Origin of the sequence: Hymenobacter sp. 5516J-16 (assembly GCF_022919335.1) — a bacterium.
Lineage (GTDB): Bacteria > Bacteroidota > Bacteroidia > Cytophagales > Hymenobacteraceae > Hymenobacter > Hymenobacter sublimis.
Genome location: NZ_CP095058.1, coordinates 142,583 through 164,186 on the forward strand (window position 1 = coordinate 142,583; position 21,604 = coordinate 164,186).

General features: G+C 60.3%; 21 protein-coding genes and 4 pseudogenes. 13 read left to right on the forward strand and 12 right to left on the reverse strand.

The features are described 5' to 3' along the window. Positions 1-97: 97 nt before the first annotated feature. The 4 genes from MUN84_RS00770 to MUN84_RS00785 all read left to right on the forward strand — a co-directional run bounded on the left by MUN84_RS00770 (position 98) and on the right by MUN84_RS00785 (position 3,271). Positions 98-457, forward strand: coding sequence for a CoA-binding protein (locus tag MUN84_RS00770; RefSeq protein ID WP_244696222.1), 360 nt, complete (start codon positions 98-100; stop codon positions 455-457). A gap of 267 nt (positions 458-724) precedes the next feature. After that, entirely contained in the window at positions 725-1,312 is a 588-nt protein-coding gene (locus MUN84_RS00775; RefSeq protein WP_244696223.1) for an RNA polymerase sigma factor, read from the forward strand. Further along, a complete protein-coding gene (locus MUN84_RS00780) occupies positions 1,293-2,099 on the forward strand; it encodes a hypothetical protein (protein ID WP_244696224.1) in 807 nt (268 codons plus the stop codon). Before MUN84_RS00775 ends, MUN84_RS00780 begins: the two co-directional genes overlap by 20 nt. Before the next feature lie 26 nt (positions 2,100-2,125). Next, positions 2,126-3,271: an outer membrane beta-barrel protein gene (locus MUN84_RS00785; RefSeq protein ID WP_244696225.1), complete on the forward strand. Its 1,146-nt coding sequence runs from the start codon at positions 2,126-2,128 to the stop codon at positions 3,269-3,271. A gap of 185 nt (positions 3,272-3,456) precedes the next feature. Here MUN84_RS00785 and MUN84_RS00790 read toward each other — a convergent pair whose 3' ends face one another. Continuing rightward, positions 3,457-4,212 (reverse strand): TrmH family RNA methyltransferase, encoded by a 756-nt coding sequence (locus tag MUN84_RS00790; protein WP_244696226.1) that lies wholly within the window; start codon positions 4,210-4,212, stop codon positions 3,457-3,459. Between MUN84_RS00790 and MUN84_RS00795 the strand changes: the two genes are divergently transcribed. Beyond that, positions 4,203-6,890 (forward strand): BamA/TamA family outer membrane protein, encoded by a 2,688-nt coding sequence (locus MUN84_RS00795; RefSeq protein ID WP_244696227.1) that lies wholly within the window; start codon positions 4,203-4,205, stop codon positions 6,888-6,890. The two genes, MUN84_RS00790 and MUN84_RS00795, sit on opposite strands and share 10 nt — an antisense overlap. Before the next feature lie 120 nt (positions 6,891-7,010). On the opposite strand, the gene MUN84_RS00800 is transcribed toward MUN84_RS00795, so the two are convergent. The 3 genes and pseudogenes from MUN84_RS00800 to MUN84_RS22670 form a co-directional block, all read right to left on the reverse strand. Continuing rightward, a complete protein-coding gene (locus tag MUN84_RS00800; RefSeq protein ID WP_410780088.1) occupies positions 7,011-7,571 on the reverse strand; it encodes a transketolase C-terminal domain-containing protein in 561 nt (186 codons plus the stop codon). After that, positions 7,560-8,611 (reverse strand): annotated as a pseudogene (locus tag MUN84_RS22665) (thiamine pyrophosphate-dependent enzyme); the annotation flags it as partial. The pseudogene MUN84_RS22665 and the gene MUN84_RS00800, both read right to left, overlap by 12 nt. After that, the gene (locus tag MUN84_RS22670; RefSeq protein WP_262920606.1) at positions 8,587-9,135 is read right to left on the reverse strand and encodes a thiamine pyrophosphate-dependent enzyme; all 549 of its coding nucleotides are present in this window, start codon (positions 9,133-9,135) and stop codon (positions 8,587-8,589) included. The pseudogene MUN84_RS22665 and the gene MUN84_RS22670, both read right to left, overlap by 25 nt. 118 nt (positions 9,136-9,253) lie before the next feature. Here MUN84_RS22670 and MUN84_RS23365 point away from each other — a divergent pair, with 118 nt between their 5' ends. From MUN84_RS23365 to MUN84_RS00830, 5 genes and pseudogenes are all read left to right on the forward strand, one after another. Beyond that, a complete protein-coding gene (locus MUN84_RS23365; protein ID WP_317239057.1) occupies positions 9,254-9,490 on the forward strand; it encodes a hypothetical protein in 237 nt (78 codons plus the stop codon). An 8-nt stretch (positions 9,491-9,498) separates the two neighbouring features. After that, a complete protein-coding gene (locus tag MUN84_RS23370) occupies positions 9,499-9,783 on the forward strand; it encodes a GNAT family N-acetyltransferase (RefSeq protein ID WP_317239058.1) in 285 nt (94 codons plus the stop codon). Between the two features lie 58 nt (positions 9,784-9,841). Then, positions 9,842-10,282 carry a DUF4279 domain-containing protein gene (locus MUN84_RS00820; protein ID WP_244696228.1) on the forward strand — a complete coding sequence of 147 codons (441 nt, stop codon included), beginning with the start codon at positions 9,842-9,844 and terminating at the stop codon, positions 10,280-10,282. Between the two features lie 218 nt (positions 10,283-10,500). Beyond that, positions 10,501-11,383, forward strand: a pseudogene (gene hemF / locus MUN84_RS00825) (oxygen-dependent coproporphyrinogen oxidase). Then, on the forward strand, positions 11,380-11,979 hold the full coding sequence (locus MUN84_RS00830) for a phosphatase PAP2 family protein (RefSeq protein ID WP_244696229.1): 600 nt from the start codon (positions 11,380-11,382) through the stop codon (positions 11,977-11,979). The pseudogene hemF and the gene MUN84_RS00830 overlap by 4 nt, the downstream one beginning before the upstream one ends. Before the next feature lie 60 nt (positions 11,980-12,039). On the opposite strand, the gene MUN84_RS00835 is transcribed toward MUN84_RS00830, so the two are convergent. From MUN84_RS00835 to MUN84_RS00845, 3 genes are all read right to left on the reverse strand, one after another. Next, the gene (locus MUN84_RS00835; RefSeq protein WP_244696230.1) at positions 12,040-12,246 is read right to left on the reverse strand and encodes a hypothetical protein; all 207 of its coding nucleotides are present in this window, start codon (positions 12,244-12,246) and stop codon (positions 12,040-12,042) included. Positions 12,247-12,300: 54 nt separating this feature from the next. Next, positions 12,301-12,891 carry a riboflavin synthase gene (locus MUN84_RS00840; RefSeq protein WP_244696231.1) on the reverse strand — a complete coding sequence of 197 codons (591 nt, stop codon included), beginning with the start codon at positions 12,889-12,891 and terminating at the stop codon, positions 12,301-12,303. 111 nt (positions 12,892-13,002) lie between these two features. Further along, entirely contained in the window at positions 13,003-14,418 is a 1,416-nt protein-coding gene (locus MUN84_RS00845; RefSeq protein WP_244696232.1) for a sugar transferase, read from the reverse strand. Positions 14,419-14,667: 249 nt separating this feature from the next. Between MUN84_RS00845 and MUN84_RS00850 the strand changes: the two genes are divergently transcribed. Both MUN84_RS00850 and MUN84_RS00855 read left to right on the forward strand, forming a co-directional pair. Further along, positions 14,668-15,498 (forward strand): protein-L-isoaspartate(D-aspartate) O-methyltransferase, encoded by an 831-nt coding sequence (locus tag MUN84_RS00850; RefSeq protein WP_410780064.1) that lies wholly within the window; start codon positions 14,668-14,670, stop codon positions 15,496-15,498. Then, positions 15,434-15,954 (forward strand): annotated as a pseudogene (locus MUN84_RS00855) (acyl-CoA thioesterase). Before MUN84_RS00850 ends, MUN84_RS00855 begins: the two are co-directional and overlap by 65 nt. 134 nt (positions 15,955-16,088) lie before the next feature. On the opposite strand, the gene MUN84_RS00860 reads toward MUN84_RS00855, so the two are convergent. Then, a complete protein-coding gene (locus MUN84_RS00860; RefSeq protein ID WP_244696233.1) occupies positions 16,089-16,439 on the reverse strand; it encodes a hypothetical protein in 351 nt (116 codons plus the stop codon). 84 nt (positions 16,440-16,523) lie between these two features. Here MUN84_RS00860 and MUN84_RS00865 point away from each other — a divergent pair, with 84 nt between their 5' ends. After that, on the forward strand, positions 16,524-16,955 hold the full coding sequence (locus tag MUN84_RS00865) for a hypothetical protein (RefSeq protein WP_244696234.1): 432 nt from the start codon (positions 16,524-16,526) through the stop codon (positions 16,953-16,955). A 94-nt stretch (positions 16,956-17,049) separates the two neighbouring features. Here the strand turns inward: MUN84_RS00865 and MUN84_RS00870 are convergent, their stop codons facing one another. From MUN84_RS00870 to MUN84_RS00885, 4 genes and pseudogenes are all read right to left on the reverse strand, one after another. Further along, on the reverse strand, positions 17,050-18,198 hold the full coding sequence (locus MUN84_RS00870) for a TlpA disulfide reductase family protein (protein WP_244696235.1): 1,149 nt from the start codon (positions 18,196-18,198) through the stop codon (positions 17,050-17,052). Positions 18,199-18,358: 160 nt separating this feature from the next. Beyond that, a complete protein-coding gene (locus MUN84_RS00875; RefSeq protein WP_244696236.1) occupies positions 18,359-18,868 on the reverse strand; it encodes a peroxiredoxin family protein in 510 nt (169 codons plus the stop codon). Positions 18,869-18,968: 100 nt separating this feature from the next. Next, a pseudogene (gatB, locus tag MUN84_RS00880) lies at positions 18,969-20,425 on the reverse strand (Asp-tRNA(Asn)/Glu-tRNA(Gln) amidotransferase subunit GatB). Positions 20,426-20,614: 189 nt separating this feature from the next. After that, positions 20,615-21,583, reverse strand: coding sequence for a hypothetical protein (locus MUN84_RS00885; protein WP_244696237.1), 969 nt, complete (start codon positions 21,581-21,583; stop codon positions 20,615-20,617). Between the last annotated feature and the right edge of the window lie 21 nt (positions 21,584-21,604).

The following is a 21,604-nucleotide window of genomic DNA, read 5'->3' on the forward strand; positions in this document are numbered from 1 at the left end:
ACGGCAGCTTACGCACAAGGTTTTGCGTACACGCTTTTATTGTATTGTTTTCACTTCACACGCTAGCTAACAGCCACTAGCTGATGGCGTACTGCTTATGAAAAAGACCCTCGTTCTTGGGGCTACGGATAACCCCTCCCGCTACGCTTATCGCGCCGTTCACCAACTTAAAAACCATGGGCACGAGGTAGTACCCGTGGGGATTCGTAAGGGCCAGGTAGCCGGCCTCAACATTCAGACTGACCGCCCCGCTGCTACCGACGTGGACACGGTGACGCTTTACGTAGGCCCGCAAAACCAGCCCGGCTGGTACGACTATATCCTGGACCTCAACCCCAAACGCATCATTTTCAACCCCGGCACTGAAAACCCGGAGCTGGAAGAGCTGGCCCAGCAGCGCGGTATCCGCACGGAAGAAGCCTGCACCTTGGTGATGCTGAGCGTAGGCAATTATTAGGCGCGTTCTGGGTGGCATAATGACCATTTAGTCTCCTGCTTTATACCCTACATCCACGAGCCCTTACTTCCAGCCCGGAGGTAGGGGCTTGTTCTGTTTCAGGCGGTAGCACTGCGGGAAAGACGGTTGAGGGTGTTATAGCTTCTCGCTAAGAATCCTCTCCATCTTCCCCATAAAAAATTCTTGCTTACCCAGGCAACCCCTACCTTCCCGTCTCCATCTAGCCCTCAAACGCCTCGCTCTGATCTGAACTTTACGCCTCCTTCCGTGACTGACGCCGACCTCATTGCCGCCTGCCGCCAAGGTAGCAGTCGGGCCCAAAAGCAGCTCTATGAGCGGTTTGCGGGACTGATGCTGGGCGTGTGCCTGCGCTACCTGCGGCGGCGCGAAGATGCCGAGGAGGCCCTGATTGTGGGGTTTACCAAGGTGTTCCGGGCCCTGGATCAGTACCGGCACGAGGGGTCGTTTGAAGGCTGGATTCGGCGCATCGTCGTGAATGAGGCCCTCGGGATGTTGCGGCGCAAAGAGCCCCTGCACCTAGCCATCGACGACCTGACCTACGACACGCCGACTACCCCCGCCGAAGCGGAAAGTCGCCTCAACGCCGACGATATGCTGGCCCTGCTAGCCGAGCTGCCCGCCGGCTACCGCACGGTTTTCAACTTGTACGCCCTGGAGGGCTACACTCACCCCGAAATCGGCGAGCTGCTCGGTATTTCGGAGGGCACCAGTAAATCGCAGCTCAGTAAGGCCCGGGCCATGCTCCAGCGCCGCCTCGCGGTAGCCAACGCGCAAGCCCAACCGGCCGCCTCCACCTCCTCACCGAAAGAATTGTATGCAGTCGGAAGATATTGATAAGCTGTTCCGCGACCGGCTTGCGGATCACGCTCCTACCCCACCCGCTTTTGTCTGGGCCGAAATTGAGGCCGAGATGCAGCCCCGCCGCAAGCGCCCCGTGTTGTGGCTGGCCGCCGCGGCCGTGGCCCTGCTTACCCTGCTGGGCGGGGCCTGGTGGGTACTGACGGGCAGTAATCCCAGTCGCCCCGGCACCCCGCAGATGGCTGCTGCCACGCCCCGTCCGGCGGCACCTGCTACCTCTAAACAAGCAGAAAATAATTCCTCCTCTCAGGCAACCGCTCCCCTGGTTTTCCCATCTAGCCCCTCAGAAGCCCCGGCCAATAAGCCAGCCGTTGTAGTGGCCACTGCAACTCCCTCCCAGCAAGCCCGGTCTCGGGGTGTACAACCAGACCCCGCTGCTGCGAGCCGCCGGCCCGCCCGGCCCCGCGCTTCTACCCCGGCCGCAGCGCGCCAGCTAGCCCTGGCTAATGCTCCGGCTCCCACCCCGAGCCGCCCGACGCTCCCTGAGCCAACGCCCGACCCGGAGCTGGACCGGCCTACTACCTTACCCGCGGCCACAGTGGCCCTTACCGGCCCCATTGAAGTAGAAGTGCGGCCCGCGGCACCTGCTTCAGCCGTTGCCGCTGCGCCCACCCACCGCCCCCGCCTGACTTCCCTGCTCCGGCAGGCCCGCAATGCCGTGAAGGGCGAGCGGGTCAGCCTAACCGATGCTGGGCTGCCTGAAACGGTGACGGTGCAAGCCCGGGTAGCCGGCCACACGCTTACCAAGACCATCCAACTCTAACTCTCCCGCTTTTCGCGCCTTTTCTTATGAAACGATTTTTTGCTCTCCTCGCCTTCTTGCTGCTGACGCTGACTACGGCCAGCACCGCCCGGGCCGCAGGCCACCCCGGCAACGACGACACCATCCTCGTTAAGCTGCCCAACCAAGCCACCATGACGCTCTACGTCAAGGACAAGGCCCAGCTTCGGCAGATGCGCCAGTACAAGCTCGACTCCCTGATTGTGCTGCTTGACGCCTACATCACCCAGGCCGAAGCGGCGGGCAAGAACTCCAAATCGGAGCAGGTAACCCTGGAGTTTTACCCGGCTAAGGAGCAGCCCGGCAAGCAGGTACCCGAACAAATCCGGATTACGGTACGCAACCAAGGGCCCGGCAATCAAAATAAGTCGGCCGACCGGGTGGATGTGGTGCTGGGGCGCGCCTTTGGGGTGACGGTTTACGACAAGCCTGATGATAAGGAAGGCGTGTCCGTTCGCATCAGCTCCACACCAGATTCGGTGAAGGAAGCCCAGCGCAAGGCCCGGCAGGAGGAGCGGAACAACCGCGCCGTACACAGCAACTTCAACATTGACCTGGGTCTGAACACGCTGGTAAACCGCGAAACCCCAGTAGGCGGCCAGGATTTCGACCTGCGCCCCATTGGCTCGCGCTACCTGAGCCTGAATTGGCATTACGACATCCGCGTGGGTAAGAAAGGCTCGCCCCTGCACCTGCTCACCGGTCCGGAGCTGGCTTTTAACAACTACATGCTCGACAAGAACTTGCAGTTTATAGAGTCCGGCAACCGCACTGTTGTGGCCCTAGATGCCACCAACCCCGACCGGGAACTGCAGAAAAGCAAGTTGGCCGTTTCCACCATCAATCTGCCGCTGGTGGCCGTGCTGGACTTTAAGAACAAAAAGGGCCGCGACGCCTTCCGCATTGGGGCCGGCGGGTTCGTGGGCTACCGTCTGGGTTCCCATACCAAAATCAAGTACGAAGACAACGGCAACACCAAAAAGGACAAGGACCGCGGCTCCTACAACCTAGCCGACTTCCAATATGGCTTGCAAGGCACCATCGGCATCCGCGGCCTCGACCTCTTCGCCAAGTACAACCTCAACGAAACGTTCAAGAATAACCGCGGCCCCCAAGCCCAAACCCTCAGCTTCGGCGTATCGCTGCTGCAATAGTGAGGTGATGAATAAGTGAGGTGTCATGGTGAGGGTACGAAGCCATCCTTCCTCTCATTTGCTCAACCTCTAAGAATGTGAAAGCCCCTACTGCCAGCACGGACAGTAAGGGCTTTCACATTTCTAGGGGAAGCATTTTGGTCAGGAAGGATGGCTTCGGTACCCTCGCCATGACACCACTTCACTCACTTACTCACCGTATGCCGGTAAAAATTATCGAGCAGGATGGCGGCGGACACGGCTACGTTGAGGCTTTCGGCCTGGCCGCGGCCAGGGATGTGCAGGCGCTGGGTCAGGCAGGCTTCTACGGGGGGCGTGAGGCCGTGACTTTCGCTACCCATGACCAGCACGCCGGTGGGCTGCAAGGTCAGGCGGTGCACGTTGTCGCCGTGCAGGTCGGCGCCGTAAACGGGCAGCTCGGAGGGTAGGCTGCTGAGCCAAGCAGGCAGCTCGCGCTGCCAGACGGGTACGCGGGTAAACGAGCCCATGGTGGCCGACACGGTTTTAGGTGCCCAGGGGTCGGCGCAGGTTTCGGAGCAGATGACCCCGGCCAGCCCGTACCAGTCGGCCAGCCGGATGAGGGTGCCCACGTTGCCCGGGTCGCGCACTTCGTCCAGGGCCAGAAAAAGCTGTCCGGCGGTGGGTTGCAGGGGCTTTTCCTGGGGTAGCTGGGCCACGGCCAGGGCCGTGTTGTTGGTGCTGAGTGTGCCCAAGCGGGTGAGCTCCTCCTCCGACACTACATCGACGGGTAGGCCCGCCGGAATATCTGGCCGGATTTTCTCAGCGAATTCAGACGTAACCACGAGCCGTTCCGTTAGAATCCCGGAACTTAGCAGCTCCCGTACGCTTTTGCCCCCTTCCACCAGGAAGGCGCCGTGCCGGAGTCGGTACTTCTTCAGGTGCAGCGCGTGCACGTATTTCGCTACTGCTTTTGAAATCATATTCGCAGATTAACGGTAGGCCCTCCAGGTGGGGGCTCTGGTCAGGAAAAAACTTCACTCGTCTGGCGCTGAGCAGCTTGCTGGTAGCGGGCGGGGTGAGCGGCTGCTCGCCCCTGCGCCTGCTTAAGCCCGGCCAGCGCCTGCTGAGCCGCGTGAAGGTGGAAGGCACGGAAAAGGCCGATGCCGAGCGCTTGCAAACTTTGGTGCAGCAGAAGCCCAACAGTACGTTTCCGCTGCCAAAGGTAGCCATCTACCAGCTAGGCCGCTCGTTTTATAACGCCGAGCGCATCCAGCGCAAGCTCCAGGAAGACCGCACCCACTACGACCAGCTGATCAAGGCCGCCGGCACCGACTCGGCGGAAGTAGGCAAGCTGCTCACCAAGCGCGAGCGGCACACCCGCCGCCATCAGCTGGCCCTGGACAAGGGCAACGCCGTGATGCGCCTGGGCGAGCCCCCGGTTATCTACGATTCGTCGCTGACGGCTACTTCCGTAGACCAGCTCGGGATTTTTCTGAAGTCCAAGGGCTTCTTCCGCAGCTCGGTTTCGGCCACGGATACCGTGCCGACCCGGATGTTCTCGCCCCTGCGCATTTTTACTCTCCGCTCCCCCTTCCACGCTGACTCCCAGCGCGTGACGGTGACTTACCGCATTCAGGAGGGGCCGGCGTTTCGTTACTCCCAACTCGATTACGACATTGCCGACACGGCCATTTCCCGGCGCGTGCTGCTGAGTCAGCCCCAGAGCCTGCTGCGGGTGGGTGACCAGTACGATGAGGAGCAAATCGGGGCTGAGCGCAGCCGGTTAGAAAACCTGCTAAAAAACCAGGGCTTCTACGATTTCCGCTCCCAGTATATTACCCTGGAGGCCGATACCAGCTTTGCCCCCACCACCGTGCGTCTGCGCACAATGGTAGCCAAACCTACCCGTGGGGAGCAGCACCGCCTGTACACGGTGCGGCGGGTAAACTTTATAGCCGATGCGGGCCTGGTGCGCTTCGGCCAGCAGCGCGATACCATCATTCGCGACTCGGTGTACTACCTGGCCTACCAGCACAAGTTCAGCACCAAGGCCCTGGACCTGAAACTGGCCGTGCGCCCCGGCGACGCCTACAGCCTGAGCAACACCCAGCTGACCCAGCGCCAGCTCTCGGGCCTGGATATGTTCCGCTTCAGCACCGTAACCTACCGGCGGGTGCGCGGTCCGGAGGCCCCAGCTGACTCGGCCCGGGGCCTGCTCGATGCCACCGTCAATGCCTCGCCGGCCAAGAAATTTCAGGAAACCTCCGAGTTCGGGGCTACCTCCGTGGCCGAGCGGATTGGGCCTTTTGGCAACGTGCGCCTCAAGGTGCGCAACGTGTTCGGTGGAGCCGAAATTCTGGAGTTTGGCCTGCGGGCGGGCTTCGAAGGCCAGTATAGCCTAACCGGCCCAATTGAGGACGTAACCGACCGGCAGAGCGTGCTCACTACCCAGCTGGGAGCCAACGTGAACCTGGTGCTGCCGCAGTTTCTGGTGCCGTGGCGGGCCAACCGCTTCCTCAGCCAGTACAACCCGCGCACCCGTTTCAACGCCACCTACACGTACGTATACCGCCCGGAATACACCCGCACCAACGCCGAGGGCACCTTTGACTACATCTGGCAGCGCTCCGCGTTTCACCAGTTTGTGCTGACGCCCGTGGACGTGAGCATCATCCGCACCGCTGATGTGAACGAGCAGTTTGCTACCATTCTGCAGAACCTGCTGATTCAGCAGGGCTCCCCGTTGTACCGCAGCTTCGATAACCTGTTTATTCCCAGCTTCAACGCTACCTCCCTTTATAATTCCAACGATTTCAACCAAACTCGCGACGGATATTACCTACGCCTGTTCGGGGAGCTAGGCGGCCTCACGCGCAGCCTCTACCAAAAGGAGCCGCTGATTAATAACCAGGATAACCCCAAGGCCAACCGGCTGAAAACCTACGACTTCGCCAAGTTCACGGCTGATTACCGCCGCTATTATAAGCTGGGCCCCAACTCCTACTTTGTGTACCGGCTGGCGGCGGGCGCCGCTACGGCCCTCACCTCCACCCGCATCGTAACTAGAGACGAAACTGGGGCGACGGTAGGCGATGAAACTGCTTACCTGATTCCCTACGACAAGTACCTGTTTGCGGGCGGTAGCTCCAGCGTGCGGGCCTGGAAACCGCGCCGCCTGGGTCCGGGCTCCGCTACGCAATACAAATACGATCCTGCACAGCCAGATTCGCTTCTGAAAGTCAACGGGCGGCCCGTACGAGACTATAATCTAGAGCAACCGGGCGAGCTGCTGCTGGAGGGCAACGTAGAGTTTCGCTTTCCTCTCTACAGCTTTATTAAAGGGGCGGTGTTTACGGACTTTGGCAACGTTTGGACCCTGCGCAGCCAGCCTATTAACCCGAACCAGACGCCGGCACAACAAGAAGAGCAGCGTAAACGTCAGCAGCAATCCACTTTTCGTTTCAACAACTTCTACCGGCAGTTTGCGGTGGGTTCTGGCATCGGCTTCCGCTTTGATTTTACCTTCCTAATCTTACGTCTGGACGTGGCTACGAAAGTGTACGACCCGACCGCGCCCGGCAGCAAGTGGGCCATCCGCAAGTTCAGCTTGGCGGAGGACCAAACCGCCTTTAACCTTGGCATCGGCTACCCCTTCTAATCGTGAATGGGTAAAGGAGTGACTAAGTGAGTTAAAAACTGAGCACCCACATAAAAAGCCCGTCATCCTGCGCGTTGCGCAGGATGACGGGCTTTTTAACTCACTAGTTTACCATTTTACCTAATACCCTAGTAGCTCACCTAGAGTGGCGGCTACTTTGTCGGGGTTGGGCAGCATTTGCTTTTCCAGCTCCACGTTGAGGGCAATGGCGGGCAGGTTGGCGGCACCGAGGGTGAACACGGGGGCATCGAGCTGCTGGAAGCAGTGGCGCTGAATGCGGCCGGCCAGGCTCTCGGCAAAGGAGTTCAGCAAGGGCTCCTCAGTGAGCACCAGGGCTTTGCCGTGGCGGCGCACGGCGGCCTGCACGGCCTCCCAATCCAGAGGGTTGAGGGTGCGCAGGTCCAGGATTTCAACTTGGCCCGGGAACTGCTTGCTGGCCGTTTTGGCCCAGTGCACGCCCATGCCGTAGGTAATGACCACGCAGGTTTCGCCCTGGCGCAGCTTGGTGGCGTCTGCTTCCTGGGCCACGGCGGCTTTGCCCAGGGGAATGACGTAGCCCGCTTCGGGCTCCACGGTTTTGGCGTCTTCGGTGCCAGGAACTTTGCTCCAGTACAGGCCTTTGTGCTCCAGCAGCACCACGGGGTTGGGGTCGAGGAAGGCGGCGCGCAGCAGGCCCTTCATGTCGGCGGCGTTGCTGGGGTATACCACCTTAATGCCCCGGATGGTGAGCAGGGTGCTTTCTACGGAGCCCGAGTGGTAGGGCCCCCCCCACCGTAGGCGCCCACCGGCACCCGAATCAGGCTTTGCACCGGAAACTTGCCGTTGGAGAGGTAGCAGGATTTGCTTAATTCCTCCACCAGCTGGTTCAGGCCGGGCCAGATGTAGTCGGCAAACTGAATTTCGACAATGGCTTTGGCCCCCACGGCGCTCATGCCGGCGGTGCTACCCACAATGTAGGCCTCCTGAATGGGCGTGTTAAACACGCGGGCGTCGCCGTACTTTTTGGCCAGCAGGGCCGCCTCCCGGAACACGCCGCCCAGCTCGCCGCCCACATCTTGGCCATAGAACAAGGCCTCCGGAAATTCGCGCAGAATGTCATCTACCGCGTGCAGGGCCGCATCCACCATCAGGGCTTTGTCGGCGCCGGCGGGACTGCGCTGCCCGGTTTCCTTTGTCACGGCCGGCGGAGCAAACTCGTGGTCGGCGAAGGTAGCCGGGTCGGGATTGGGTGCGGCCAAGGCCCGCTCGTAGTCGGCCTGCACGGTAGCGCGGGCTTCGGCCCCCAGCTCCTGCAAGTCGGCTTCCTCGAAACCCAGTTCCAGGAGTTGCTGATGAAAGCGGGGCAGCGGATCCTGGAGGGTATGCTGGGCGAGGTTGTCGCCGCGGTACCACTCCCGACGCACGCCGCTGGTGTGGTGGCCCAGTAGCGGGCACTTGGCGTGCACCAGCACCGGCCCGCGCCGCTGGCGCACGTAGTCAGTGGCCTGCTGCATACCGGCGTAGCTAGCCAGAAAATCGGCCCCATCGAACTGCAAGCGGTGCAGCCCTTTAAAGCCGGCGGCAAATTCGTAGGCATCCATGGCGCGCATTTCCCGGCTAGTGGCCGAAATGCCCCAGTCGTTGTCCTGCACCAGATAGATAATGGGTAACTGGTGCAGCACGGCCATTTGCAGGGCCTCGGCTACCTCGCCCTCCGTCATGGCCCGTCGCCGATGGAACATAGCACCACGGGCGGCATAGCGGGGGTAGCCACGGCCGAGCCTGAGCCCACTGGCGGCAGCCCCTGCCCTTCCAAGTACTTGATGCCGTGCGCCATACCGGTAGCCGGAATGGCCTGCATGCCGGTGGCAGAGCTTTGGTGCGGGATGGTAGCCACGCCCGCCCGGCGCAGGGAGGGGTGACTATAGTAGGTGCGGCCACCCGAGAAAGGGTCGTCGCGCTTGGCCATGAGCTGGAGCATCAGCTCGTAAGGCTCCAGGCCCAGGCCCAACAGCAAGGCGTCGTCGCGGTAGTAGGGCGCGGCGTAGTCGTGGGGCGTGAGGTGGAAGGCGGCGGCCAGCTGAATGGCCTCGTGGCCGCGGGCCGTGGCGTGCACGTAGCGGGCCGTAATGGCCTTGTTTTCTTCGTAGAGGCGGGCCAGCTCATCGGCCGTGCGCATCAGGCGGTAGGCCCGGCGCAGGGTGTCGCGGCCCGGGCGGGCAGTCGTGAAGTCGGATTCCAGGGTCGGGGCGGGTTGCGAGAACATGGATGGGGGTGGGTTTACCGGCGAAATTACGCAATGAATAAGTGGCAGGAAGAATTCCCGGCGGGGTTTCACCACGTGGGCGCAGGCATTTTCCCTCTTGGCCTTCTACCTTCGCTGCATGCTTGCTTCTCTTACCCTCTCGGCCGCTACGGAAACCGATCTGCCCGACCTGCTCCTGCTGGTGAACCGCGCCTACCGCGGTGACGCCTCCCACCAGGGCTGGACCACGGAGGCCCACTTGCTGGATGGGCAGCGCACCGACGCCGAGGATGTGCGGGAGCTGCTGCAGGCGCCGGGCGCTACCTTTCTGCTGGCCCGCAGCCCGAAGGCCAATTGCTGGGCAGCGTATACCTGAAGGCCCAAATGCCCGACCTCTACCTGGGTATGCTCTCCGTGGAGCCGGCCCAGCAAGCCCGTGGCCTAGGCAAATTCTTGCTCAGGGCCGCCGAGAGCCACGCCCGGCAACTGGGCTGCACCAGTATCCTGATTTCGGTGATTTCCGTGCGCGACGAGCTGCTGGCCTGGTACGAGCGCCACGGCTTCCGGCGCACCGGCGAAACCGCGGCTTTCCCCACCGATACCCGTTTTGGCATTCCGCGCCAGCAGCTGGATCTGCTGTTGCTGCGCAAGCCGCTGAGTGAGGAGTAAGGGCCGTTTTGCTGCACTATTACACGTTGTTCTATCAACTGTGTTCCCTTTGATGCATGTGAGAAATAATCATGTAGAAGTAAGCTTGGAGATTCGTGACTTCGATGATATTTCACTTGAAGAACTTAGCGCTATTTTGGGTATACAACCGAGCAAGTTTTATCGAAAAGGAGAAAAAACAGGTTCAAGCGCTATCAAGTCTCCTATAAATCGATGGCTAGTCCACGCCTACACGGACCAAAAACCATTGCCTGACTTTGAAGAACAGATGGATACGTTACTAGCAATAGTAACAGCCCGGCAAGAAGCTTTCATTGCACTCTGCCACCGATATACCTGTGAAATTAAATGCGCAGTGAATATTTATTTCCGCAATGGAGAAAGTATTCCCAGCGTCCATTTGGAAAGTCGCCACCGCGACCTGCTGCATTTGCTGCGGGCTGAATTTGATGTAGACATATATTGCTTTTCGAAGCATCAACCTAGGCTGAGAGGATAGCTTGTCTTCTCTCATTCCCAGTATCCTTCTAAAACGCGAGCTTTCCAAACGCGGCATAACTCCTACCTTTGCGGCCTAAAAATTGCAACGGTCCTACCTCCTATTTTAGGTTGGTTGGCCGTAATGGTCCGCGCCAGTTTCCTAAGCATGCACAGCTCCCCATTAGCCTTTCCTACCCCACGTCCCAGCCGCGCTTCCGCGACACGGTGGAGCAGTGGATGCGTCAGTTTCAGGACTGGCTTTGCCACCAACTCGAAGCCGCCGATGGCCTGGGCCGGTTCCGGGAAGATGCCTGGCAGCATCACAGCGGCGGGGGCGGCCGCTCCCGGGTGCTCACCGGGGGCCACATCATTGAGAAAGGCGGGGTGAATTTTTCGGCCGTGGAGGGCACCATGAGCGAGCAGGCCGCCCGCGTGCTGCTCATGCCCGACCCCAGCTACTTTGCCACCGGCGTTTCAGTAGTGCAGCACCCGCGCAGCCCCGAGTGCCCATTTCGCACATGAACGTGCGCTACTTCGAGTCGGCCACTGGCGAAGCCTGGTTTGGCGGTGGGCTGGATTTGACCCCGATTTACGTGGATGAGGAGCAGGCCCGTTGGTTTCACCAGCAAATTGCTGCGGTCTGTGCCCAGCACCACCCCACCTATTACCCCCGCTTCAAGCAGTGGGCCGATGAATACTTCTTTATCCCGCATCGCCAGGAAACCCGCGGTATCGGGGCATTTTCTTCGACCGGCTTGTTGTGGGTAAGGAAGCGGAGGCCGAGGCCCTGTTTGCCTTCGTGCGGGCTGTGGGCGAAGTGTACGGTCGCACCTACGTGGAGCTGCTGCGCCGCAACGCGGCACTACCCTTCACCGAGCAGCAGAAGCAGTGGCAGCTGGTGCGCCGGGGCCGCTACGCCGAGTTTAACCTGGCCATTGACCGGGGCACGCGCTTTGGGCTGGAAACCGGGGGCCGCACCGAAAGCATCCTGATGAGCTTGCCGCCCCAATGTGAGTGGCACTACAACCTCCAACCCGAGCCCGGCTCGCCCGAGGCCGCTACCCAACAGTGGCTGCGCCAAGGCGTTGACTGGCTACCTCAGCCGCCCCCTGCCGCTTGATCGAACGCCTGCAAGCCCTGGACCGTTGGCTGCTACTAGGTGCCAACTCCCACCACACGCCCAAGCTGGATGCGTGGATGATTTTCTTCTCGGAGCGACTAGTGTGGTTTCCGGCCTACTTCGTGCTGCTAGTGGTGCTGAGCTACCTCTACCAGCGCCGCGCCTTGTTGCTACTGCCCCTGTTGGGTTTGAGTGTGGCCCTGGCCGACCTAATTTCCAGCCGCCTGTTCAAGCCCTATTTTGCCCGCCTGCGGCCCTGCCACGACTCGGCTCTTTCGGCCACGCTGAACCTGGTGAACGGCTGCGGAGGACAGTTTGGCTTCCTTTCTTCGCACGCGGCCAACGCCTTTGCCCTGGCCGTTTTTCTGGGCCTGTTGCTGCCTACTCGCTACCGGGCCGTTAAGGTGATGCTGGTGCTTTGGGCCGCCATCGTGAGCTACAGCCGCATGTACCTGGGTGCCCACTACCCCTCCGATGTGGCCGCGGGGGCCCTGCTGGGCTCCCTTACTGCCTGGGCCTGCGCCCGTGCCTACCAACACCTGGCTCCGCGCTGGTGGCCAGCGGCCCACCCCGCCGACCGGGTGCGGGTATATTAATTCAGCACAAAGGCGTCTGTACCGGCTGGTACAGACGCCTTTGTATTATTACCTCAACTACTACTTTTTGCCAGCAGGCTTGCGGTTGCCCGTGTGGCCGTCGCCTTGGTCGCCCTGGCCGGGCTTGCTGGTCACTTTGGAGTTGTGCCGATCGTCCTGGGACAGGGAGCGGTTCAAATCAACGGTGCTGGTGAACTCGCCTTTCTCGTTACGGCGCACGTAGCGCTTATCGCCCGGGGTGGGCTCGATTAACTCGCGTTTCGACATGGTTTTCAGCGGATAGTACCTTTTCAGGTACGTAGCCTACGGCCCGCGGTTCTCTTATTTGCCCAGCAATTTGGCCACGTACTTGCCCACAATATCAAACTCCAGGTTTACCCGGTGACCGGGGCGCAGGTCCTGGAAGGTGGTGTGCTCGTAGGTGTAGGGAATGATGGCCACGCTAAAGCCGTCGTCGGTGCTGTTAAAGCAGGTTAGGCTGGTACCGTTGATGCAAATGGAGCCCTTCTCGACGGTTACGCGGCCCGGACCTGGCTCATGCCGGAACCGGAACAGCCAGGAGCCATTTTGGTCTTCTACCCTTTCGCACTCGGCTGTAAGGTCCACGTGGCCCTGTACAATGTGGCCGTCGAAGCGACCATTGGCCGGGAGGCAGCGCTCCAGGTTGACGCGCTTGCCGGGCGCCCACTGGCTGAGGTTGGTTTTCTGCAGGGTTTCATCAATGGCCGTTACCACGTGGGTGCCTGCCATGCCGTCCACGGCTACCACCGTCAGGCAGACGCCGTCGTGGGCCACGCTCTGATCGATTTTCAGCTCGCCAGCAAAGCCCGAGGCCACGGTGAAATGAATATTAGTGCCTTCGCGCCGCACAGCCTGGATGGTGCCCAGGGTTTCGATGATGCCGGTGAACATATGACTGGAATGAAGAATTAAGAATGAGGAATGAAGAATCAGCGAGATGATGGAGCATCAACAACCTTTAGCCTAATTCTTCATTCCTCATTCTTCATTATTATTTATTACTTATTTCCCTCGTCCTTCAATGATGATTTTGAGGGTGTAGAGCAGGACGCGGAAATCCATGGCTAGGCTCATGTTCTCGATGTAGAGAATGTCAAATTTCAGCCGCTCTACCATTTGCGCTACCGTTTCGGCGTAGCCATATTTTACTTGTCCCAAGCTGGTAAGGCCGGGCCGCACCCGGTGCAAATGGCGGTAGTGGGGCGCTACCTGCATAATCTGGTCAATGAAAAACTGCCGCTCCGGACGGGGCCCCACAATGCTCATGTCGCCCCGGATAACGTTCCAAAACTGAGGCAGCTCATCTACCCGCATCTTGCGCATAAAGCGTCCCCAGGGCGTGATGCGCGGGTCGTGGTCGGAGCTCAGGGCCGGGCCGGCTTTCTCGGCATCCACGTACATGGAGCGGAATTTATAGATGCGAAACGGCTGCCCATGCCGACCTATGCGCTCCTGGGAGTAAAATACCGGCCCCGGCGAGGACAACTTCACCATCACGGCCGTGAAGGCGTAACCCGGCCAGGCCAGCAGCAGAAACAACACCGACATTACCACATCGAGCAGGCGCTTGACCACGCGCTGCCAGGGCGGCAGCAAATCCTGCTTGATTTCGATGAGCGGGGTGCCGAACACGTGGCTGACTTTCACTGAGCCCAGCAGCATCTGGTAGAGGTCGGGCAGGATGCTGATGCGGGTGGGCAGGCCCTCCAGCAAGGTCAGAATCTCCTCAATCACGCGGTGCTCCGAGGGCTCAATGGCAATAATAACCTGCTCTACCTGCAGAGTCCGGACCAGAGCGGGCAGACGGCGGTACGAGTTATAGGCCGTGAGCTCCGCGGCCAGTGTGGGGTCTACTACCTCACCCAGGGGCGTGAAGCCGACCAGCCGCAGGCCCAGGTGCCGGCCCGTGCGCTGCAGCTCATGAAACGTGTCGCGGGCCAGGGCGCCCGAACCCACCAGCAGGGTGTTAAACGTAATAACGCCCCCGCGCACCAAGCGCTGCACGCTGCTGATGGCCCACAGGCGCAGCACGGCCGTCAGGGTAAAGTGCAGCAGGAAGTAGGCCGAAATGGTTTTGTAGTAGCTGCGGTAGTTCTGCACGCCCTGGTCGTCGAGCAGCAGCACGAAGAAAATCAGGATGGCTCCCAGCACCGACACCTGCCCCAACCGGATCAGCTCGGCCAGGCGGGACTTGCGAAAAATATCGTTGTACTCCCCCATCAGCGCGTACAGCCCGGTCCAGAAAGCAGCTATCATCAGGGCCGAGCCCGCCAGGAAGGGCGCATCGGCGGCGAAGCGGTAGTCGACGCTGATTTCCTGAAGCAGGTACTTGCGCAGCAGGAAAAAGCACATCCACGCCAGCAGGGCGGCCCCAAAGTCGGCGGCTATCAGCTTCAGTTTTTGGAGAGTACGAATCAAGAGTACGGAAACTAACCGGGCGAACCGGCAAACGGGGTAATTTTATGGGTCTAAAGCCGTAATTTCGCGTTCCACTACCACGCAGCCAGCCCGGGCTGCCCAGTTTTCCGGAGGCGCGCAAAGGTAGGAATTACCCGCAATCTGCGCGGGTAGCCCGGCAACTCCACCCCCGCCAGTCTCTCCTGCTCCCGCCTTCCGGTTCGTTTTTGTTCTGCTCCTATGCCCGCTGATACCTACCGCCACCGTGGAATGCGCCGCGCTCTGGTGGAGGAACTGCGCCGCAAAGGTATCCGCGACGAGCAGGTGCTGCTGGCCCTGGGCACGGTGCCGCGCCACTTGTTTTTCGAAACGGCCTTCGAGCCCCACGCCTACCAGGATAAGGCCTTTCCCATTGGCGAGGGCCAGACGATTTCCCAGCCCTACACGGTAGCCTACCAGACGGAGCTGCTGCAGGTGCGGCCCGGCGAGCGGGTGCTGGAAATCGGGACGGGCTCGGGCTACCAGTGCTGCGTGCTGCTGGAGCTGACTCCGCACGTGTTCAGCATTGAGTACAACCAGGTGCTGTTTGAGCGCACGGCCCGTCGCCTGGCTGCTTTGCACCGGCCGGCCCACCTGTTCTGCGGCGACGGTTCCCTGGGCTTACCTCAGCACGCCCCCTTCGATAAAATTCTGGTGACGGCCGGCTCGCCTACCTTGCCGCGCCCCCTGCTGCGGCAGCTGCGTGTGGGCGGGGCCCTGGTCATTCCCGTCGGCGACGAGCAAACCCAGCGCATGATGCGTGTGGTGCGCGAAAGTGAGGAAGAGTTTTCCCGGCAGGTACTGGAGGAGTTCCGATTTGTGCCTTTGCTGGGCAGGCTGGGTGGGGCAAGTAAGCGCCTACAAGCAGGCCGGAGGTTATGCGGCTCCTCTTCCCGTGTGCTACCCCTTACCGAAGCAGGAAAGCTGCCCCTCCGAGGTGCCGGCATTAAGCAGGGCGTGTATCTTTGCGGCAGTTTATTTCTGAAGTTTCTTCTGCATGCTGCGCAAACAAAAGCCCGTCAAAGACTCGTTCGTTCGGATGACCGAACTTGTGCTTCCTAACGATACCAACACGCTTCACAACCTGATGGGGGCCGCATGATGCACCTGATGGACGTTGCCGCCGCTATTTCGGCCCAGCGTCACTCTAACCGCATCGTCGTAACGGCTTCTGTCGACAACGTTTCCTTCCGGGAAAGTATCAAGCTGGGCAACGTGGTAACCCTGGAGGCCCAGGTGACCCGTTCCTTCAGCTCCAGCATGGAAGTGCACATTAACGTGTGGGCTGAGGACATTCCCAGCGGCACCAAAATTAAGTCCAACGAAGCCTTTTTCACTTTTGTGGCAGTAGACCAGTCGGGCCGGCCGATTGACGTGCCGGAGGCAGTAGCTGAAACAAGCGAGGAAATTGCGCTCTACGATGGGGCCCTGCGCCGCCGTCAGCTCCGGCTGGTACTCGGAGGGCGCATGAGCCCACACGAGGCGACAGAGTTGAAAGCCCTTTTTGACCTGCAGTAGACCTGCCACTCAGGCCGCGCACCAGAATCTTAGCCCTGAGCAGGCCTCCCGTTGCCCGCCTTCCTTTTTCGTCTGCCGATGGACACTGCCGCTACCCTCGCTTTCTTCCAGAACTTCTACACAGATGCTCCGCTCTACGTGGTAACGGAGCCTAGCCCCAGCGCAGCACTACCCGCGGCAGCTAGCATCGCAGGTTCTGCGGCCGATGCCAGCGATGCGGCCCCAGGTTCCGTTGCTGCTGACAGGCCCGTGCCGGCTCCCGTAGCAGTAGCAGCACCAGCAGTGCCAGCAGCCGTAACGGCCGCTCCGGTAGCGGCGCCCGTACTCGGGCCAGCTAGCCCAGCCAAGCTACCATCCTTGGCAACGCTTACTGCGCCGGTGCCCACCAGCAGGGCTGCTACCCCAGCTAACCCGACAGTACCACCTACGCCGATTACGCCCCCACTACCACCCACGCCAGCTCCGGCGCCGGTAGTGGCTCCCAAGCCTGCCGCCGCCGAGGCTGGCCGCCAGCCAACTACCTTGACCCTGGCGCAATTGCCGGCCGCAACGGCTGCCCCGCTGGCCGCGTGCAACCCACGCCTACCCAGTCGCCGGTGGCGCACATTCCGTTTTCTACCCTGGGCAGCAACGCCAACGGCTTGGTGGTACTGGTGCGCCTCTCCCCGGAAGAATTCCGCAAGGTGCCGCGTAACGTGTTTCTGAACAACCTGCTCAAAGCGCTGCGCCTGATTGTGGAGGACGTGGTGTTGGTGAACGTGGAGCATCCTAGCTACCCGGTGGCGTTGTGCAGCCTGCGCCAGCACCTAGCGGCCAAGCAGTTTCTGGCTTTCGGCAAAAACCTGCTCGACGTAGCCGTGTACACTACCCAACCCTACGAGCCCGTGCTGCTGTTTGGCGACACGGCTTTTCTAGGCGCCAGTGAAATCAGCATGCTGGAATACGATGCCGGCCGCAAAAAACAGCTCTGGCAGGCCGTGCAACGCATGTTTATGGCGTAGTTAGGGTCTTAAAATGTATGTTCTGGCTGATGCCTGGTTACAAAAAAGCCTCGCCAATACATGGCGAGGCTTTTTAATGTATGCATCCAAGACCCTATTTCAGCACCGAAGCTAGGGTAGCGTCCAGGGCATCACCGCGGAGGTTTTTGGCGATGATGCGGCCCTGCGGGTCGAGCAGGTAGGACTGCGGAATGGACTTGATGCCGTAGGTCTGGCCGGCGGCGCTTTCCCAACCTTTCAAATCCGACACGTGCGTCCAGGTCAGCTTGTCATTCTGAATGGCCTTGAGCCACTTGCCCCGATCCTGGTCGAAGGACACGCTGTAAATTTCGAAGCCCTTGCCTTTGAATTTGTTGTAAGCCCTTACCACATTCGGGTTTTCCTGGCGGCAGGGGCCGCACCAGGAAGCCCAGAAGTCGATCAGCACGTACTTGCCGCGCAAGCTGCTCAGGGTTACGGCGTTGCCATCGGGGCTGGGTAGGCTGATTTCGGGCGCCTGCACGCCCACGGCCGTCGTGCGCAGGGGCTCCAGCCGGGCTACCAGGGCCTTGGTGTAGCGGGAGTCGGGCCGGTTTTTCTTGAGCACGTTGGCTACTGAATCGGCCAAGGCGAAATTATCGTCGGGGTTAAGGACGCTGGTTACCACGAAGGCTGACACTACCGAATTCGGGTTGCGGCGCACCAAACGGCCTAAATCGGCCGAGCCCTGCGTTTGCAAGGTCATGGCGCGCTGCTGCAATACCGCCAGCGAGTCGGTGCGACCCTGCTGGGCAGCTTGGGTGTAGCGCTGTTCCAGGCGTTGCATCTGCTGGCGCGAGGCCTGCATGCTGCGGCTAATCTGCTGGAGCATTTCCGAGTCGGGGGAGCCTTTCACCGTGTAGCTTTGGCCCAATTGCTGGGCGTCGCCGGTCAGCGTTACTGGCCGGCCGTTTTCCAGGGCGAGCAAAGCTTGGTTCTGCTCATTGAGCTTGACTTGGTAAATACCCGCCTCGGTCAGGGACCCGGTAAAGCGAAACTGACCTTTCTCGTCCACCGTAGCCGTATCCCGCGACACAAACTGCGTTTCGCCTAACTCCGCCAAGTACACTTTCGTGCCCGCCGGGGCGTTTTGCAGCTGGCCGCTAAGTTGGTAGCCGCTGGCATCGGGGCTGGTGGCGCTGGCCGTGGGCGGTGTGTTTTTATTGCAGGCGTTGGTCATGCCTAGCAGGGCACCCAGGTAAAGCAGGCTTTTCATCTTGGACATCTTTCGGGAAACAGACCGGTGGTAGCACCGTGTGGCAATGGACGTAGAAACGGGCCGCAAGTTGCCGATTTTGCCCGGAATTGCGGCCGTGCTTGCCCGCCTTCCTACACGCACGGGTGCCGCTTTGGTTCCGGGCTCCGGCCAGACTTGCGGCCCTAGCTTAATCCAGGGGCAAGTACTGGGCTATTTTCTGCCCTAGGGCCCGCCCCCGCAGGTTGCGCGCCAGCACCCAGCCCTCAGGGTCAAGCAGTACCGAGTACGGAATGGAGCGCACCCCGTAGGCCCGGGCCGCCACGCTTTGCCAGCCCCGCAAATCCGAGACGTGGTGCCAGGTTAAGGCGTCGGCGGCAATGGCTTGGTGCCACCGCGCCTGGTTCACGTCCAGCGATACGCTGTATATTTCCAGGCCGCGGCCGTGGAACTGGGCGTAGATTTTGCGCAGGTTGGGACTTTCCTGGCGGCAGGGGCCGCACCAGGAGGCCCAGAAGTCGACCAGCACATACTTGCCGCGCAGGCTGCTCAGGGCCAGTTTGCTGCCATCAAGTCGGGGTAGGTTGATGTCCGGGGCAACGGCCGTAGTCGGGGCACTCGTAATGGAGGTAGCCGGCCGCTGACAACCGGCCAGCAATAGCAGCGTGGTCAGTCCACTTATGGCGTAACGCAACAGCATAGGAAAGCTATCAGAAGGCAGGTGATTTGTCGGACCGGACTGCGTTGAAACAAAAAACCACCGGCTGCCGGGCCAGTGGTTTTTGTCTTGGTAATGTCGTTTACGCCTCTAGCTTCTGGCGCAGCAGCTGGTTGGCTAGCTTGGGGTCCGCTTTGCCGCCGGTCAGCTTCATTAGCTCGCCCATAAACATGCCAGTCAACGACTTTTTGCCGGCCCGGTACTCGGCAACCTTGGCCGGATTGGCGTCCAGCACCTGCTGAATCATGGTTTCCAGGGCTCCGGCATCGGACTGCTGGAGCAGGCCCTGGGCTTCCGCGGCGGCGGCGGCGGTTTGCGCGGGGTTCTCGAGCAGGTAGGGAAACAGCTGCTTGCTGGCCACTGAGTGCCCGACCTTGTTTTCATCGATGAGCCCGATGATGTCGGCCAGGTGCTGGGACGTGAGCGGGAACTGAGCCAGGGTAAGCGCCCGCTCATTGAGGTAGGCTTTCACCGGACCAGTCACCCAGTTGGCGGCGGCCTTGGCGTTGCTGGTCAGGCGGGTTAGCTCGTCGAAGTACAGGGCTACCTCCTTCTCGGCGGTCAGTACGTTGGCATCGTAATCGGAAAGGCCCAGCTCGCCGGTAAAGCGGGCGTACAGCTGCTGGGGCAGGGCTGGCAGGGCCGCCTGCACGCGGTGCAGCCACTCATCATCGATAATTACCGGGGCAGATCGGGCTCCGGGAAGTACCGGTAGTCGTTCATGGTTTCCTTGCTGCGTTGCCCGTTAGTAGTGCCCGAAGCGGCATCGAAACCGCGGGTTTCGCTGTCGATTTCCTCGCCGGTTTCCACCAAGGCAATCTGCCGCTCAATTTCGTACTCAATGGCCCGCTGCACGTTGCGGAAGGAGTTCATGTTTTTCACCTCCACCTTGGTCCCGAACTGGTCGGCCCCGCGCAGCATCACCGAAATGTTGGCGTCGCACCGCAGGGAGCCTTCCTCCATGTTGCCGTCGCAGATGTCCAGGTACTGCACCAGCTTCTTGATTTCCGAGAGGTAGGCGTAGGCTTCCTCGGCGGTCCGTATGTCGGGCTCCGACACGATTTCAATCAGGGGTACGCCGGCGCGGTTCAAATCCACCAGGGTTTCTACCTCCCCGGCCAAGTGCATGGATTTACCCGCGTCCTCCTCCATATGGATGCGGGTAATGCCGATTTTCTTGGTGGAGCCGTCGGAAAGGCGGATTTCTACGTGGCCGCCGGTGCAAATCGGGGTTTTGTCTTGGGTAATCTGGTAGCCCTTGGGTAGGTCGGGGTAGAAGTAGTTTTTGCGAGCAAACAGGTTGTCGCGCCGGATGTGGCAGTTGGTGGCCAACCCCATTTTCATGGCGTACTCCACGGCCGTGTAATTCACGCGCGGCAGCGTGCCGGGGTGGCCTAGGGTAATGACACTCAGGTTGTTATTGGGCAGGGCGCCGTACTCGTTTTCGTCGGAGGAGTACATTTTGCTGCGGGTGAGCAGCTGGGCGTGTACTTCCAAACCAATGACGGGCTGGTATTTGGCTTTGATGCTTTCGTCCATAGAACCGCTAATTCGCGCTGATTAGGCTGATTGCGCTTGTTTTTTTTGCAAAGTAAGCACTATTCCGGCGGAGCCATGAAGTTGTCATTCGGCGCGGGAGCAAGGAATCTAAGTTAGCCTCTGATGAGTAACTTAGATTTCTTGCTCCTGCGCGCAATGATACGTTTACCAAGAGCGCCAAGTCACAAACTAATCGTTAAATACCGGGATGTAGGTAGCCTGGAAGGCGTTGCCGGCTTGGTTGTAAGCAGCCGCCAGCTTCTGGTTTTGCGTGTTATACAGGTTGATGTGGGCGTTCATCTGGTCGGCCTCGGCCTTGGTCAGCTGGTTTTTGCGCTCCATCAGCGGTTTCATCTGGGCGGCCTGGGTGGCGGCAAATGAACCGTAGAACTTCACTAGGTTGCGGGCCGCGTCGCGGTAGCGGGCGTCTTTGCCGCGGAAGGGGGTAATGGTCGCCAGTTCCGTAGTAGCCGTTTTCGAATCTTCCATTAGCTGCAGGCGCGCCACCTCGAAAGCGGCCGGATCTTGGGCACTCAGGGCATCCGTGAGGCGGGCCGTGGCCTTTTCAATCCGAAACTGAGCCAAATACACTTTATGCTGGTAGCTGTTCACCTCCGACACCTGCCGCATATACTCGGCCAGGCGCTTGCCCTCCGGATCTTCCGACAGAGTCATGCCGTGGCGCTGGGCAAAGCGGTGCTGGGCCGCATCCACCGAGTCGTTGACTACCTGCAGCTTGGCTTCGGCAATTTCCTGCAGCCGGAAGTACTGCTCCATATTCTCCACGGTGGCCGTGCGGGTAGCAGCCAGCATATCTACGGCCTTGTAGTCTTCGGAGTAGATTTTGAGCAGGGCCAGAATGGCGTCCGTAGTTTGGTCCTTGAAGCCTTTGTCGTCCTGAAAAGCGGGCAGGCGGCCAATCTTATTTAACGACAGTTCCGTCTGCTTAATTAGGTCCTGGCGCTTGGCGTCCACCTTTTTCTCATTGTCGGAGTGGGCTGATTTGCTGATGTAGCGCAAGTTTTTCTTGAGCATGGCCCGCTGCTCGCTCACAATAAAGTTGTTGTAGGCGCCCGGGTCCGTAAAGGTCTGGGCGCGCGTGAGGGTAGGCAGGCCAACGAGTAGACCGGCCGTAAGTAAGAGGGTAGAAAAGCGCATAAAGATGGGTAAGGTGAGTTT